Raw genomic sequence first — 14,025 nt, 5'->3', positions numbered from 1 at the left:
GCGCCTCTCGTTTTAGATCACACCGAGTTGACGGCCGATACGCGCGAATGCGTCGACGGCCCGGTCGATTTGTTCGGGCGTGTGCGCGGCGCTCATTTGCGTGCGGATTCGCGCGCGGCCTTTTGGCACAACCGGAAACGAGAAGCCGATCACGTACACGCCTTCTTTCAGCAACGCGTCAGCCATGTTCGATGCGAGTTGCGCGTCGCCGAGCATGACCGGAATGATCGGGTGTTCGCCAGGCACGAGCGAGAAGCCGAGCGCGCTCATCGCGCTACGGAAATGCGCGCCGTTTTCGCGCACGCGCGCGCGCAGTTGCGCGCCTTCGTCGCTTGCGAGCAGTTCGAGTACTTTCAGCGACGCGGCAGCGATGCTCGGCGTCAGCGTGTTCGAGAACAGATAAGGACGCGAGCGCTGGCGCAGCAAATCGACCACTTCCTGGCGCGCGGCGACGTAGCCGCCCGATGCGCCGCCGAGTGCTTTGCCAAGCGTACCCGTGATGATGTCAACGCGCGACAGCACACCGCAATGTTCCGGCGTGCCGCGTCCGTGTTCACCGACAAAGCCGACCGCGTGCGAATCGTCGACCATCACCAGCGCGCCATAGCGGTCGGCGAGATCGCAAATGCCTGCGAGGTTGGCAATGATGCCGTCCATCGAGAACACGCCGTCAGTTGCGATCAGCTTGAACCGCGCGCCCGCGGCCTCGGCTTCTTTCAGTTTCGCTTCCAGATCGGCGAGATCGTTGTTCTTGTAGCGAAAGCGCTTCGCCTTCGAAAGCCTCACGCCGTCGATGATGCTCGCGTGGTTCAGTTCGTCGCTGATGATGGCGTCGTTTTCGTCGAGCAGGGTTTCGAACAGACCGCCGTTCGCATCGAAACAACTGGAGTAAAGGATGCAGTCGTCAGTTTGCAGGAATGCGGCGAGCGCTTTTTCGAGGTCTTTGTGCACGGTTTGCGTGCCGCAAATGAAGCGCACCGACGCCATGCCGAAGCCGTCGTGATCCAGGCCTTGCTTCGCGGCCTCGATCAGCCGTTCGTCGTTAGCAAGACCGAGATAGTTGTTCGCACAGAAATTGAGCACTTCCGTGCCGTTCGCGAGACGCACGTCAGCCGACTGCGGGCTGGCGATCACGCGCTCGTTCTTGTAGAAACCGTCGGCGCGGATCTGCTCGAGAGTGCCGCGCAGATGGGCGAGGTAAAGGTCACGCATGAACCAGACTCCTGAAAGGGGGTGCGCCCACAGGCGACATGCCCGGTGCTTGCGGCATGTTCGACGTCGAGGCGGCCTGTTATAGTCGGCTGTCAGTTTTATCGGATATTTTCGTTTTTCCGAACTAAAATCCGGTATGTCGAACAACTCTAAACGATAGGTCAGTAAATGGCAAGTTCGGGAATCCGCCGCGCAGCAGCCAATGCGGCACCCACGTCAGGTACCGGCACGGTCCCGGCGACCGCTGCGCCGCCTCGTGTCGGCGAGCAGATTCAGCGTCTGCGCGCCGAACGGCGCATGACGCTCGACGACCTGTCGCGCGCGGCGGGTGTGTCGAAATCCATGCTCTCGGAAATCGAACGCGACAAGGCTAATCCGACGATCGCGGTCGCCTGGCGTTTGACGAACGCGCTTGGCGTCAGTCTCGATTCGCTGTTCGCGCCACAAAAGGCGCCGGAGGCGATTGCCGTCTCCGGTCCGCACGACATCCCGACTTTGAGTGGGCACGAGGCGAAGTATCAGCTGCGCGTGTGGGGGCCGATCGAGCTGGCCGGCAAATTCGAGTGGTACGAGCTGACGCTGCAAGCGGGCGGGGCGCTAGTGTCGAACGCGCACGAACCCGGCACGCGAGAGCATCTGACCGTGTTGCAGGGATCAATCGAGATCGAGGCGGCCGGCACGACGAAGCGGCTCAAGGCCGCGGACACCGCGCGCTACGTCGCCGACGAGCCGCACGCCATCCGCAACGCCGGCAAGGGCGAAGCGAAAGCGCTGCTGGTGGTGATTCACGGCTGAGTTGCAGGCGCACCATTGCTGGCTGTTGGCGGTTTTGGGCTGAATTGTCCGTTCGGCCGAGGTTGCGCGAGACACTGTATATTTGTACAGTACAGGGTATCGACTGGAGCCGATGATGAACGACCTGACCACCGAACAAGCCGAGCATGCTCTGGCCGCGCTGCGCTATCAAACCGCGGCGCGCGATCTTGAACACATCGTGCGCAATATCGCTGCACGCTACATCGTCCAGCAGGTGCCACTCTCGTGGCGGCTGCTACATGCCATCGAAGCCGAAGCATTGGCGGATCTTGGGTTTGCCAGCCGGCACGACGCGATCATGCTCGGGCTGTTCCAGCGGCCGTCCGACCTGCCGTATCCGGAAACGGACGAGGCGGTGAACTTCGGCACCTCCACCGCGCTGCCGGCGGTGTTCGCGTTTGCCGTCTCGGCCTATGAAGAGGCGGCACGCCGCGCCGCACGACCTTCGTCTAAAGCTGCTCCGCTAAAGCATGCGCGGGCGTGGGGCGACTGACTTAGACGCTGTACTTTCATCGGTTGCCACCTACAATAGGCGCAACTAACGGAAGAATAGCGTATGTCACCTCCTCATCTGTCCGACCCGGTGCCGCGTCCCGCCCCATCAACCGATCTCTTCGATCAGGAACGCGAAGACTGGCGTCGCGATCCGCAAATCGCATTCGACGCGTGGCTTGCCAAGCAGCATTTCAGGCGCTCTTCCGCTGAAGTCTATCAAGCGCAGTGGGGGCTTTTCCTCGACTGGCTTGCCGTTCGTCAAAAGAGCCTGGTCACGGTCGATACGCAAACCATCGCTGAATTCGCGGGCGGCCTTGCAATCCGAAAACCGCAACGCGTCAGGTATTTGCGGCTCATTGAACGCGTGCTTGACCATGTGCGCGAAATTGAATCAGCGTCGACCAATCCAGCCCGCTTCATTGCTCAGGATGGCGAAGCAGCATGGCGAAATGCACGCGATAACGAGCCGACCGGTTTTCTCAACCATGCCGAACGAGCCGCGCTCATTGCGCATCTGTTTTCTCCGTTGCCGGTCTTGTCCATGGCGCAACGCTGGAGAGAGCGGCGCGACCGTGCTTTGATCGCCGTGTTTCTGGGCGGCGGACTCAAGACGGGCGAAGCTGCCACGCTTACGGTTAGTTGCGTGAATGCCGGCTCACCGTGGGTCACGATCGAGTCCGCGAATCCCATGCTGATGCGGCGTACCCGGCTCGCGCCCTTCGCGGCGGCCATTCTCGATGCCTGGCTCGCCGAACGGCGCCTGTCCGAGCTAGCCGGCAATCTGGTGTTTCCCGCTTCGCCGTCCGGGCGCCCCATGCACAAGGCCACCATGCTGCGCGCCGTCGACGCGTTGATCGATGCGGCGGGAATTGCCGCCTCGCGTACCTCACGCGCCAGTCCGCAAACGCTGCGCAACACCTTTGCGGCCGATCTGTTCGAGAGCGGGGTAGAAGCAGAACTGGTCGGGCAATGGCTGGGATTTGTACAGGCAGTGTCGGCCAACCGTTTGTATCGGGCGTGGCAGAATTGGATGGATCACCAGGATTCGCCCGTCATCGACGAACCCGATCCAGCCGCACCGCCCTTACCCACACCTAGGCGGGACGGGCGTTTGACGAGATAAGGGTGATTCGGTAAGCCCTGCAAGTCCTCACCTTTGAGGTCCCGAATTTCCTCACCTTTGGCGATTTCTCCACTATTGCACCGCGTCGGCAATCATGCCGATGCGGTAATCGAACCACTTGATAAAAACCGGCTAACCGCCTCCAGCCTTGATTCGCCGGGGCCTGAAGAGTGATCACATTCTGGGCACTGCAGTTCGAAGCGGTGATCCACTTGCGATAGCTCCGGCTCACCTTCCTCACATTTTGGGCAGCGCAGCGGCAACGCGACATGGCCATCCGCTGCGGTGCCGATCACGGTCAGTTCATCGGTTGTGAGCCTGCCCGCTTCGACCAACGAACACAGCAGGCTTGCGATCGCGGGGTCGATGCCTTGTTGGCCACGCAGCCTGGCGACTTCTTTCGTCAAAACGTCCACTTCGTCCGATTGCTCGCGCAGTTGCGCGTCGAGCCGGTCTCCGCGCGCCTTGGCGGCGGCGATCTGCTGGATAAACTCGAATTCCTTCCGGCTTGCGTCACGCACGCCCGACTGATAGGTGGCCGCCATGCTGCGTAACGAATCGAGTTCGACCAGCATCGGCTTCACACGCCGCTCGGCTTCGGCTACGGCGTCCTTGATCTGTTGCGCGTAATGTTCTGTGCTGTGGCGCAATTCGACATGAAGTGCATCAATTCGGTCGCGAAGCGCCGCATTGGTTGCCTGTTCGGTGTCAAGACGTTGACGCAGCGTCTCGTTCTCGCTGTCGAGTCGGCGTGCCGTTGCCTGCAAGCCTTCCTGGTGAGCGGTCCCGTGTGTGGTGGTGCTGGATAGCTCCGTTTCGAGCGCGCGGACGCGCTCCCACGCGGCTTCAGCTTTCAGTTCGCTGCGCCTGATCGCTTCTTCCGACATGCTGTGGCGAATTTCCGCTTCTCGTGCGCGTTGCTCGGCGGCGGCGACTTGAGCGCGAATTTCCTCGCGTTCGTCATCCAGGGTCGAGCGAGCATGCATGACGGCGTCTTCAAAGAGTGCGCCCAATAACTCTCCGGCGCGATCTTCCAGTGCTTTAGGTATCGCGCCGGCCCCTACTTTGACGCGCGACACCGTTCTGAGGCGTTCCCAGAAATGGTCGATGTCCTTCGGTATGTCGCTTGCGCTGCCTGTCTGGGTCAGATCGCGAACAGCCGCCATGGACGGACGGATCCCCAAGTCAAAGAAAAGCCGCTTGCAAGCATGCAATGACAATTCCTGCCGCCGCGCTCCGCCGGCTCTCAGCGATTCAAGCTCATCACGGATGGCTTGCCGTTCCTGATCCAGATTCATGTAGACCTCGATGTTGCTCGAATTGGATTAATCATAACAATTTACGTATTGTTCGATACATATTTGTGTGAGGAGCGTGTGGTTTGACGAGTTGGGCCGTTTTAGGGTTACTAGTACCACACCAGATCCGAACCTGTGGGCTTTGTCCGTGAAACAAAACGAAGATTAGCCAATAAGCTGTTGTAAATAAAGAGATTTCGAAGGTTTTGTTCTGATCGCTCACTGTTTCACGAACGTGTCGTAGGGACGATGTGGTTGGAAAGTTCTTGTCCGAAGGACACGCGGGGAAATGCTAGAGAGTAATAAAAGTAAACACCTTTGAACCCATGTTAAAAACGTTAACGCCACGGCAAACCCTTGCCTGGATGGCGTTTCAGCCCGGTAAGGTGAAGCTTTGCGGGAGAGGTGGTGAGATCTTGCGGGACTGTCGAGTGATGAGGTTCGGGGGCCTCGGTGAGCGGGTCCGGGACAGAACGTGAGTGGGTTCAGGAGCCGCCCCAAAAGTGTGGTTTGGCTAGAGGTGAGATTTTGCGGGACCCGAACGTCCGGGATCGCACGGCAGCTCTCAAAAATCGGTTCAGTGCCCGCCCGCCCGCAAGGTGAGCGCTTTCGGGACCCATGCGAACCCCAGATTTTGGCCTTATTTGGGCCTCGTAAACCCCATTGGTGAGTCAAGACGGGAGAAAACGCGAACCGAAGGTGAGACTTTTCGGGGACGAGACATCATTTTTGCCTCATTTCTGGGCAAACAGACGCTTAAGGTGAGTGTTTGCGGGAGCCGGGTTGGAATTTCGCCTGAGATTCCATTCCTCCCATTGCAGAACTTCTGGACCACCTTCCACGAAAGGTGAGCGAATTCGGGAGACCTGGGACGGAGCGATCATCGGCTCCTCAAATTGCCTGTTTTGGGCTAAAGGTGAGGATTTTCGGGAGTGTTTTGGGAGCCTCGAGATCGTTAAGGTGAGGAAATACAGGACCAAAATCGCTTCGATAGGGCGGAAAAGCCCTACGGACGCTGTCAGAGCAATTCCTGTTTCGCGCTTGCTGAGATCTTAAGGTGAGGTTTTTCGGGGCTCATCGAGTTGGGCCCGAAAATGCCGGATTTCACGGAAAACCCGTTAAAGGTGAGAATTTACGGGAGATATACTCCACAGCTCGACTCGAGGCACTGCTGTAACCCAATGAAATCGTTGAAGTATTTTCGTGCGCTGCGCAAAGGTGAGGTTTTTCGGGGACCGTTTTGAAGCCTTCGCAAACTTCCTCAAGGCTCATTGGTGAGGTTTTTCGGGAGCGTTTATCGGTGCGTTTTTAGACTTCCAGGTCTGGAGGCCGCGTCGTTCCAAGCGCTCGGCTAACGTTAAGGTGAGCTTTTTCGGGGGGAGTGCGTCGCGTTCGAATCACTCTTGCGAGAATGAGGTATCTGTTTGCCGCGTTCAGCGCCCTTTGCTTGAGACGGCACGCGCAGCGATTGCCGCGCTTACCCGCGTAGCGGAGGCCCACGGGGCCGCCACTGACGGGTGCGCAGCCCTCTTCCCCTTCCCTATCCATTGAAATGGGCCAAGGCGCGTTCACACCGCTGACGTTCACACGACCGACTAGTGCGGGTGCACCGGCTTGCAACGTGCGCGCGTCCAAAATCAACGAGAATTTTTTGAGGTGAGAAGATTCGGGATCGCTTGGCGTGCGTTCACTGCTAGTCGGAAAACGGTGCGTATTTCGGGAGGCCGCGACCTGCAAGGACGCCCCGAACCTGGCGTGAAACAGATGAGGTGAGGTTTTTCGGGAGCTGCTCGAGGTGAGTCGCGCGTCGTAAACTCACTTCACCGGGAACGGTGAGACTCGCGCTATAGACGTGTATCACCACAGCCGGTATGCTCTCGCCAAATCCCTCCTCGACCAGACGCATGGCCACGAAGCGCGCGAAGAAGACCGATGTAGTCAGCCCGAGTTCAGCCGAATTGCGCAAGGCCGTCGAGGCGATTGCCATCCAGCCCAAGAGCGGCAAGATCACGCTCCTCACCCGCAAGCTATTCAACGTGCTGCTCGCGGTTGCTCAGCAAGCGGACGAGTCCGGCGACACTTATCGGGCCTTGCTGTCGGACATCGTCGCCAATTCGGCGTTCGATTCGAACGACACGGCGCTCGTCAAGGAGCATCTGCGGCGCATGGTGTCGGTGCAGGTCGAATGGAGTACCGGTACATCCAGTCAGAAGCCAGGCCGCAAGTGGGGTATTTCGACGCTGATTGCCGACGCGGAAATTCTCGAAGACCCGACTACGCGCCGCGTCTGGGTGGAGTTCTCGTTTGCGCCGAAGATCAAGAAGAAGCTGCTCGATCCGGTCCAGTATGCACGCCTGAGTTTGCAGTTCCAAAGCCAGTTGCGTAGTAGCGCGGGTCTTGCGCTTTACGAGATTTGCGTTCGCTATCTGACCAATCCGAGCCATCTTACGATGCGGGAAACGTGGGAATGGTGGCGTCCTATCCTCTCCGGCACGCCGGATACGGAAGCGGGCGACGAGGCGAAACGCGAGTACAAGTACTTCAAACGCGATTATCTGCGCCCGGCCATCGCCGAGGTGAATGCTGTCACCAACATCTTCGTCGAGTTGATTGAGCACCGGGAAGGGCGGCGTGTGGCCGAGATCCAGTTCCGCGTGACCGAGCGCAAACAGCCCATGCTTGCACTCGACGAACACCCGAACGTGTTCGACAGCACGCTGGTTGACCGGATGGTGAAGATCGGTATTCCGCTGAAGGAAGCGCAAACGCTGTACGCCGATAGTGAAGAAAATCGGATTCGCGCAGCGCTGCAGATGACCGAGCAACGCATGCGCAGCACGTCGTTGCCGGCCGTGCGCAGTGCGCCCGCGCTATTCAAGGATGCGTTGAAGAAAGGCTATGCGCCGCCGGTCGAAGCGCTGCCGTCCGGCAGCGGTGGCAAGGCCGCCGTGGCCGCGCCGGCAGACGATCTGAAAGCGCGTCTGCTCGGCGAGTATTCGGCGTATCGCCGCAAGGAAGCGCGCGAGCTCTACGACGAGCAAGGTGAGTCTGAACGGGAGATCGCGCGGAAGTCGTTTGAGGAAGATCAGCTGCCGGATCTCGGCACTCACATGCGAGATGATTGGCGCCGCCGTGGGCTGGATTCGAAGATCGTTGAAACGGCGTTCTTCGATTGGCTGGCTCGCAAAACATGGGGCGAACCCACAGATGGCGACTTGCTCGCCTTCACGCTGAGCCAATCGCGCGCGGCATAATCGCCAAGAAAAACGGCGGCCACTCTCGTGCGCCGCCGACTCTTTTCTGCCTGATACTTCCCTCTGTTACTTCAGCATCTTTTCAATCTGCCGAAGAATGTCGTCACGTTTTTCGCGCGTGAGGCCCTTCAGGCGCAGTTCGATTCGATCGTCTCCATACGATTTGAGATCGCCGACTGCGACACCGCCAAGCTTGATTTCCAAACGTTGCGCATAGCGCTGCCGTCCCGCCGACTTGGTGCTTTCCTGGGCGCTTGCCCTGCCCTTCACGATGTCCGCGACCTGTCGCGTGCTCAGGTCGTCCGAGAGAATCTTGTTGATCAGGCGCAGCGTCGCGTCAGCGCCGCGGGCGGTGTGATAACGGCCTACCTGATACGCCATGTTCGAGCCAAAGCGGTCGGGCCTTGCGACCATCTCATGCATCACCGCTTCGGGAAGCTTCGCAATCGACAAGGCGACCGCGACGGTCGACTCGTCTAGCCCGAGATGTTCGGCAAGCTCCTTCTGGCTCTGGAAATGTCGATCGTCGAGAAAGCGTTTCCAGACGACTGCGTTATCGAACACCGTCTGCGAGTCGCGCTGGACGTTGAGGTCGTAACCGAGCTTATAGCTTTGGATGCCGATCGGCAGATCGATGACAATCGCCTTCACCGATTCCTTGTTCGCTTCTTTCAGCGCTCGCACACGCCGGCCGCCGTCGCTGACGAAGTAGGTGCCAGGATTGTCGTAATCGGGGATGACGTGAATCGCTTGCTGCTGTCCCTGCTTCGCGAGATTGACGGCAAGCTCGGCAATCGATGACTTCAGATAGAAATGGCGTGGATTGAACGGGCTCGGCTTGATCGTCTTGAGCGCGAGCTCGATAACTTGGCCCGGCCGGTATGCGTGCTCGATCCGCCACATACGGTAAGCCGCCGACTCATTGGCGTTATCAGCGGTTTCGACTTCCGCGATGTCGGGCGACATGACCGGCTGGAGGGTGCGGCCCGGTGCATCGCCAGTCGGAGTGCCATTCTTGACCAAACCATCAATCGCATTCAAACGATCGAGGGCGGTTCGCTTTTCGCTGCTGGTCGTATCAGGACGTGCTTGAAAGCCTTTGGCGAATTGGGAGGGTTTCATTCAGGGTCCTTTATGCGCATAAATTCAGGGGAGCAGGGCGGCGATCTCGTTGGCGCACGCCCGTACTTCGATGGCGGCGAGCTTGGCGCCGCGATCGTTCATCTGAAGCACTGTCTGCCCTAACGCCATTGCCTGCTTATAGGCTTCGCGCGTCGGGATCTGGGTTTTGAGCAGTGGGAAACCGAGCTCTTCCAACGCGCGCTTCAGTTCGCGCGTCAGCATCCGTTTCTCTTCGGTCTTATTCAGCAGAAAGACTGCGCGCAGGTCCTCGTTCATCACTTGAGCTTGCTGAACGAGCTTCACTAGTCCGACGCTCGACCAGTAATCGGCGGGTGACGACGAGGTCGGCATAATCGCGACGCTCGCCGCGAGCAAGACGACGCCGGATACTTTCTCGGTGATGGAAGGGGGGCAGTCGACGACGATGATGTCGTAGTCCGCCACGAACTTCTTGATCTCGCGATGGATCTGGCTGCCGGCTTCGGAGAGATTGACGACCGGAAAGGGGATACCGGTTTCGCCGTCTGAAGATGCGCTGGCCCAGTGGACTAGCGTATTTTGACCATCTGCGTCTACGACAAGGACGCGCTTGCCTTTCTCATGGAATGCAGCGCCGAGGTGCATCGCGATTGTGCTCTTCCCGACCCCACCCTTCTGCTGAGTTACCGCGATGATTTCTGCTGCCAAACTTCACCTCCTCTTTTTAGACGCAAATGGATTTTACCTGGATGAATTCGCATTTCAATCGTTTTTGTGTAAACGCGAGAAAAATTAGCCATTCGGGTTAGGTTTATGCGCATAAAGGGTGTGGGCGGTGGGGAGGTCCGGCGTAGTGGCTGCGATGCAGCTATGAGCGGTGACAGATTTTGGCTGTGGCCGCAAGATCTTGGGCCCGATGGGGAATATCGGAAACGATTGAGGTGGTCACTCAAACGAAGGTGAAGCGACGCTAAGCGCTCGGAATAGCGGGGGCGTCATTTTGGACTTGGCGCTTCTCTCGGAGTGTCACGCGCTCCGCTTTTGCGTGGCTAGACCGTTTGGCGTGACCTGCGTCTTCCGATCGCGCTTGCGCTCACGAGGCTTTCGTGGGCGTTTGCCTTTATGCGCATAAACCCATCAAGCCGTAGTCTCAGAGCGAGTCGTCTCGGCCGCCGGATTTGACTTCAGCAGACGGCGTTACATGATCCCGGCGGCACGGCACGGCACGGCACGGCACGGCACGGCACGGCACGGCACGGCACGGCACGGCACGGCACGGCACGGCACGGCACGGCACGGCACGGCACGGCACGGCACGGCACGGAGCACGGCTCCGGGACTTGCGAAGGCGAAGGCGAAGGCGCCCGAAGCAAAACGCTTATGTGTCCAGCGGCAAACCACACAACCACACAGTATGGGTCGAGGCCGTTCCGCAGCGTGACGCGCCCCGTCCTAAGCGAGGCGACCCCATCGACCCGCAGCCGCTTTATGCGCATAAACCGGACGCCCCCGTTTCCGAGAGCCAATGCCCCTTCCCAACACCAAACGAAATCGGACCGCCCGGCCCCGCCACGCCCAGTCCATGCGCCCACCGAACGCCCAGCACCCGTTAAAATCCCGGCCAAACCTCGTCCTGCAATCCACCCAACCAACGCCTTCCAACAACCATGATCACGATCTACCACAACCCCCGTTGTTCCAAATCGCGAGCCGCTTGCGACCTGATCGCTAGCACCTACAACACTGCAAACGAAGCGACGGAAATCGTCGAATACCTGAAGCAGCCGCTCACCGTCGCGCAGTTAAAGCAACTCAACGCCCAGCTAGGCTGCACAGTCCGCGAGATGATGCGAGACACCGAGGCCGAATACAAAGTACTCGAACTGTCGGACACCACGCTGAGCGACGCTCAGTTATACGAAGCATTGGTAAAGCATCCCGTTCTCCTGCAACGTCCGATCGTCGTGCGAAACGGGCGAGCCGTCATTGGCCGCCCGCCGGAAAATGTCGAAGCGCTATTCGCTTAAGCGTCGAAACATCGCGGCTCCAGTGCCTGAATGCCTTAAGCCTTCTCAGGCAACGCAGCGTCCTTCGTCACAATCCTCGTCGGGATGATGCGAAGTTCGCTAAACGTGTCAGCAATACGTTGTTGCTCCGCAAGTACATTCGCGTCGACGGGTTTGTAGATGTGCGCGTAGTGCCGCAAACCCGCTTCGATTACGCCTGCGTCGAGCCCTTGAATCGGCGCGAGCTGAGCGGCTGCTTCGCTGTAGTGGCCGCGGACCCATGCTCCCTCTTTACCCACCTCATCCATCGTGATCGCGAGCACGTCACCGTTCTGCTGCGCAAACGGCCGTGCGCTCAGGAAGAACTGATGGTGACTCACGATACCTTCGGCGTCGGCAAGCAAGCGGGCATTCGACTGGCGTTTTGCCGCCTCGAGGAACGGATCCCAGATCGCCCATGCATCGATCGCGCCGCGTTCGAAGGCCGCGCGCGCATCGGCGGGCGCCAGAAAAACGGGCTGGATGTCGCTGTACTTCACGCCATTCTTCTGCAACGCGGCGACCAGGAACCAGTGAACATCCGATCCTTTGTTAAAAGCGATTTTCTTGCCCTTCAGATCGGCCAGCGTTTTGATCGGCGCATCCTGATGGACGAGGATGCCTTCGGCATGCGGCGTCGGAATTTCATAAGCGGTGTAGACGAAGTTCGCGCCGGCAGCCTGGGCGAACACCGGTGGCGCCTCGCCGACATAGCCGAAGTCGATCGCGCCGACATTCAATCCTTCGAGCAACTGCGGCCCGGCGGGAAATTCAGTCCATTTAACCGTGATGCCGAGCGGCGCGAGCCGCTTTTCAAGCGTGCCGTGCGCCTTCAGCAGCACAAGCGTGTTGGCCGCTTTCTGATAGCCGATGCGAAATTCCTTCGCGTGGGCGTCCGCGGCGAAGACAGACGTGGAGACAACGGGCAAGGCCGCAGCGGCCAGCGTGGCGCCCACGCCGGCGATAAACGCGCGGCGCTTGAGCAGCGGATGATGGGACATAAAAGTGCTCGTTAAAAAGACGGACGCGAAACGGACCGATTGGCTCCGACAATAATTCGTCTGCAAGCCTGGACGAACCGATAAATTTGCATAAGCAAATCACGCCGACGTGCCCGGGACATAGCAGCGCTCGCTCGCTGCATGTCAGGCTGCGTGAAGGCGCTGCGTCCCGCTACAATCCGTCATCCGCGCGCAGTCGCGGCTGCGTCAATCGAAAAAAGGGACATCGTGCATCTGACGACAACACTCGCGCCGTGGTCATCCCACGACACTCAACTGATTTTGTCGTGCGCGCTCGGGCTCGCACTGATCATCATTTTCATCAGCGTTCTGAAGCTCGCGCCGTTTCTGTCGATTCTGGTCGGCACGTTCGCGGCGGGATTTTCGGCCGGTCTGCCGCTGGAAGCGGTAGCCAGCGCGTTCAGCAAAGGCGCCGGGGCGTTACTCGGCGACGTCGGCATCATCATCGCGCTCGGCGCGATGCTCGGTGCGCTGATGGCCGAATCGGGCGCCGCCGACCGGCTCGTCTCGACCATCCTCAAACATTCCACGCCACGCACGCTGCCGTGGATGATGGCGCTGGTGGCGATCATCGTCGGGTTGCCGCTCTTCTTCGAGGTGGGTCTGGTGATGATGGTGCCGATCATCTTCGTGATGGCGCGCCGCTCGCAGCAGCCGATCTTGCGGATTGCGATTCCCGCGCTCGCCGGCATGACCACACTGCATGCGCTGTTGCCGCCGCACCCGGGTCCGCTGATCGCGGTCAGCGCGCTGCACGCCGATCTCGGCCTGACGCTCGGTCTCGGTTTGATCGTCGCGATTCCGGCGGTCATTCTCGCGGGCCCGGTCTACGGCATCTGGTTGTCGAAACGGATGCACGTGGTCGAGCCCGAAGAAATGGGCAAGCTTTTCACCGCGCCGCAGAGCACTGGCGAGCCGCCGAGTTTCGCGATCTCGCTCAGCACGATCCTGTTGCCGGTCGTGTTGATGCTGGGCCGCACGGTTGCCAAGCTTCTGCTTCAACCCGAGACTTTCCTGTTCAACGCACTCAATTTCCTGGGTGAACCGTTGGTCGCACTCGGCCTCACTGTGCTGTTCGCGGTCGTGGCGCTGGGCTGGTCGCGCGGCATGGCGCGTGACCGGGTCGGCGGCATTTTGCGCAAGAGCTTGCCGCCGATCGCCGCGCTGCTGCTGACCATCGGCGCAGGCGGTGGACTCAAGCAGGCGCTCGTGGTGGCCGGTATCAGTACGACGATCGGCAAGATCGCCGTGGGTGCGCACATGCCCTTGATTTTGCTGGCGTGGCTGATCGCTGTCGCGTTGCGCCAGGCCACCGGTTCCGCGACGGTCGCGACCACCACCACCGCCGGTATCGTTGCGCCGGTCGTCGCGGGTCTCAGCGCGACGCACAATTCGCTGATGGCGCTCGCTATCGGCGCCGGTTCCGTGTTCTTCTGCCACGTGAACGATGCGGGCTTCTGGATGGTGCGCGAATACTTCGGCCTGCAATTGAAGCAGACGGTTCTGGTCTGGTCGGTGCTGCAGACCATCGTCTCTGTCGTCGGCCTTGCATTGACATTCGTGCTGTGGACCGTGCTGACCTGAGCCCGGCGTAGGGATCGCAGGCGGTGGCAGGAATTGACGCTCCGCTGTCCATTCCGTATGGCCTTCCCCGCTTAC

General features: G+C 59.8%; 11 protein-coding genes. 6 read left to right on the top strand and 5 right to left on the bottom strand.

Going from position 1 to position 14,025, the window contains the following annotated elements:
• Positions 1-12: 12 nt before the first annotated feature.
• Complete coding sequence (locus PQR53_RS03295; RefSeq protein WP_408451117.1) at positions 13-1,212, bottom strand: glycine C-acetyltransferase; 1,200 nt, start codon at positions 1,210-1,212, stop codon at positions 13-15.
• A 168-nt stretch (positions 1,213-1,380) separates the two neighbouring features.
• Here PQR53_RS03295 and PQR53_RS03290 point away from each other — a divergent pair, with 168 nt between their 5' ends.
• The 3 genes from PQR53_RS03290 (at position 1,381) to PQR53_RS03280 (ending at position 3,646) form a co-directional block, all read left to right on the top strand.
• Positions 1,381-2,007 carry a helix-turn-helix domain-containing protein gene (locus tag PQR53_RS03290; RefSeq protein WP_408451116.1) on the top strand — a complete coding sequence of 209 codons (627 nt, stop codon included), beginning with the start codon at positions 1,381-1,383 and terminating at the stop codon, positions 2,005-2,007.
• A 115-nt stretch (positions 2,008-2,122) separates the two neighbouring features.
• Complete coding sequence (locus PQR53_RS03285) at positions 2,123-2,521, top strand: DUF2471 family protein (RefSeq protein WP_408451115.1); 399 nt, start codon at positions 2,123-2,125, stop codon at positions 2,519-2,521.
• A gap of 63 nt (positions 2,522-2,584) precedes the next feature.
• Positions 2,585-3,646, top strand: coding sequence for a tyrosine-type recombinase/integrase (locus PQR53_RS03280; protein WP_408451114.1), 1,062 nt, complete (start codon positions 2,585-2,587; stop codon positions 3,644-3,646).
• A 92-nt stretch (positions 3,647-3,738) separates the two neighbouring features.
• On the opposite strand, the gene PQR53_RS03275 is transcribed toward PQR53_RS03280, so the two are convergent.
• The gene (locus PQR53_RS03275; protein ID WP_408451113.1) at positions 3,739-4,944 is read right to left on the bottom strand and encodes a DNA-binding protein; all 1,206 of its coding nucleotides are present in this window, start codon (positions 4,942-4,944) and stop codon (positions 3,739-3,741) included.
• A 1,904-nt stretch (positions 4,945-6,848) separates the two neighbouring features.
• Here PQR53_RS03275 and PQR53_RS03270 point away from each other — a divergent pair.
• Positions 6,849-8,198 (top strand): replication initiation protein, encoded by a 1,350-nt coding sequence (locus PQR53_RS03270; RefSeq protein ID WP_323045013.1) that lies wholly within the window; start codon positions 6,849-6,851, stop codon positions 8,196-8,198.
• A 66-nt stretch (positions 8,199-8,264) separates the two neighbouring features.
• Here the strand turns inward: PQR53_RS03270 and PQR53_RS03265 are convergent, their stop codons facing one another.
• Both PQR53_RS03265 and parA read right to left on the bottom strand, forming a co-directional pair.
• Positions 8,265-9,320, bottom strand: a complete 1,056-nt coding sequence (locus PQR53_RS03265) for a ParB/RepB/Spo0J family partition protein (RefSeq protein WP_408451112.1) — start codon at positions 9,318-9,320, stop codon at positions 8,265-8,267.
• A 24-nt stretch (positions 9,321-9,344) separates the two neighbouring features.
• Positions 9,345-10,007, bottom strand: coding sequence for a ParA family partition ATPase (parA, locus tag PQR53_RS03260; RefSeq protein ID WP_054034704.1), 663 nt, complete (start codon positions 10,005-10,007; stop codon positions 9,345-9,347).
• A gap of 959 nt (positions 10,008-10,966) precedes the next feature.
• Here parA and arsC point away from each other — a divergent pair.
• Positions 10,967-11,326 (top strand): arsenate reductase (glutaredoxin), encoded by a 360-nt coding sequence (gene arsC, locus PQR53_RS03255; RefSeq protein WP_408451111.1) that lies wholly within the window; start codon positions 10,967-10,969, stop codon positions 11,324-11,326.
• Positions 11,327-11,361: 35 nt separating this feature from the next.
• Here the strand turns inward: arsC and PQR53_RS03250 are convergent, their stop codons facing one another.
• Positions 11,362-12,345, bottom strand: coding sequence for a sulfonate ABC transporter substrate-binding protein (locus PQR53_RS03250; protein ID WP_408451110.1), 984 nt, complete (start codon positions 12,343-12,345; stop codon positions 11,362-11,364).
• A gap of 228 nt (positions 12,346-12,573) precedes the next feature.
• On the opposite strand from PQR53_RS03250, the gene PQR53_RS03245 reads away from it, so the two are divergent.
• Positions 12,574-13,950, top strand: a complete 1,377-nt coding sequence (locus PQR53_RS03245) for a GntT/GntP/DsdX family permease (protein WP_408451109.1) — start codon at positions 12,574-12,576, stop codon at positions 13,948-13,950.
• Positions 13,951-14,025 lie beyond the last annotated feature (75 nt).

It is taken from the genome of Paraburkholderia fungorum (assembly GCF_046027605.1).
GTDB classification, from domain to species: Bacteria; Pseudomonadota; Gammaproteobacteria; order Burkholderiales; family Burkholderiaceae; genus Paraburkholderia; species Paraburkholderia fungorum_F.
The sequence above is the reverse complement of the archived record's forward strand: the minus strand, read 5'-3'. Positions and strand labels throughout refer to the sequence as shown.

Excerpts from the sequence above, each read along its gene's own strand:
- PQR53_RS03295 (WP_408451117.1), bottom strand. The coding sequence starts at position 1,212 with ATGCGTGACCTTTACCTCGCCCATCTGCGCGGCACTCTCGAGCAGATC.
- PQR53_RS03285 (WP_408451115.1), top strand. The coding sequence starts at position 2,123 with ATGAACGACCTGACCACCGAACAAGCCGAGCATGCTCTGGCCGCGCTG.
- PQR53_RS03250 (WP_408451110.1), bottom strand. The coding sequence starts at position 12,345 with ATGTCCCATCATCCGCTGCTCAAGCGCCGCGCGTTTATCGCCGGCGTG.
- PQR53_RS03265 (WP_408451112.1), bottom strand. The coding sequence starts at position 9,320 with ATGAAACCCTCCCAATTCGCCAAAGGCTTTCAAGCACGTCCTGATACG.
- PQR53_RS03290 (WP_408451116.1), top strand. The coding sequence starts at position 1,381 with ATGGCAAGTTCGGGAATCCGCCGCGCAGCAGCCAATGCGGCACCCACG.
- PQR53_RS03270 (WP_323045013.1), top strand. The coding sequence starts at position 6,849 with ATGGCCACGAAGCGCGCGAAGAAGACCGATGTAGTCAGCCCGAGTTCA.
- arsC (WP_408451111.1), top strand. The coding sequence starts at position 10,967 with ATGATCACGATCTACCACAACCCCCGTTGTTCCAAATCGCGAGCCGCT.
- PQR53_RS03280 (WP_408451114.1), top strand. The coding sequence starts at position 2,585 with ATGTCACCTCCTCATCTGTCCGACCCGGTGCCGCGTCCCGCCCCATCA.
- PQR53_RS03275 (WP_408451113.1), bottom strand. The coding sequence starts at position 4,944 with ATGAATCTGGATCAGGAACGGCAAGCCATCCGTGATGAGCTTGAATCG.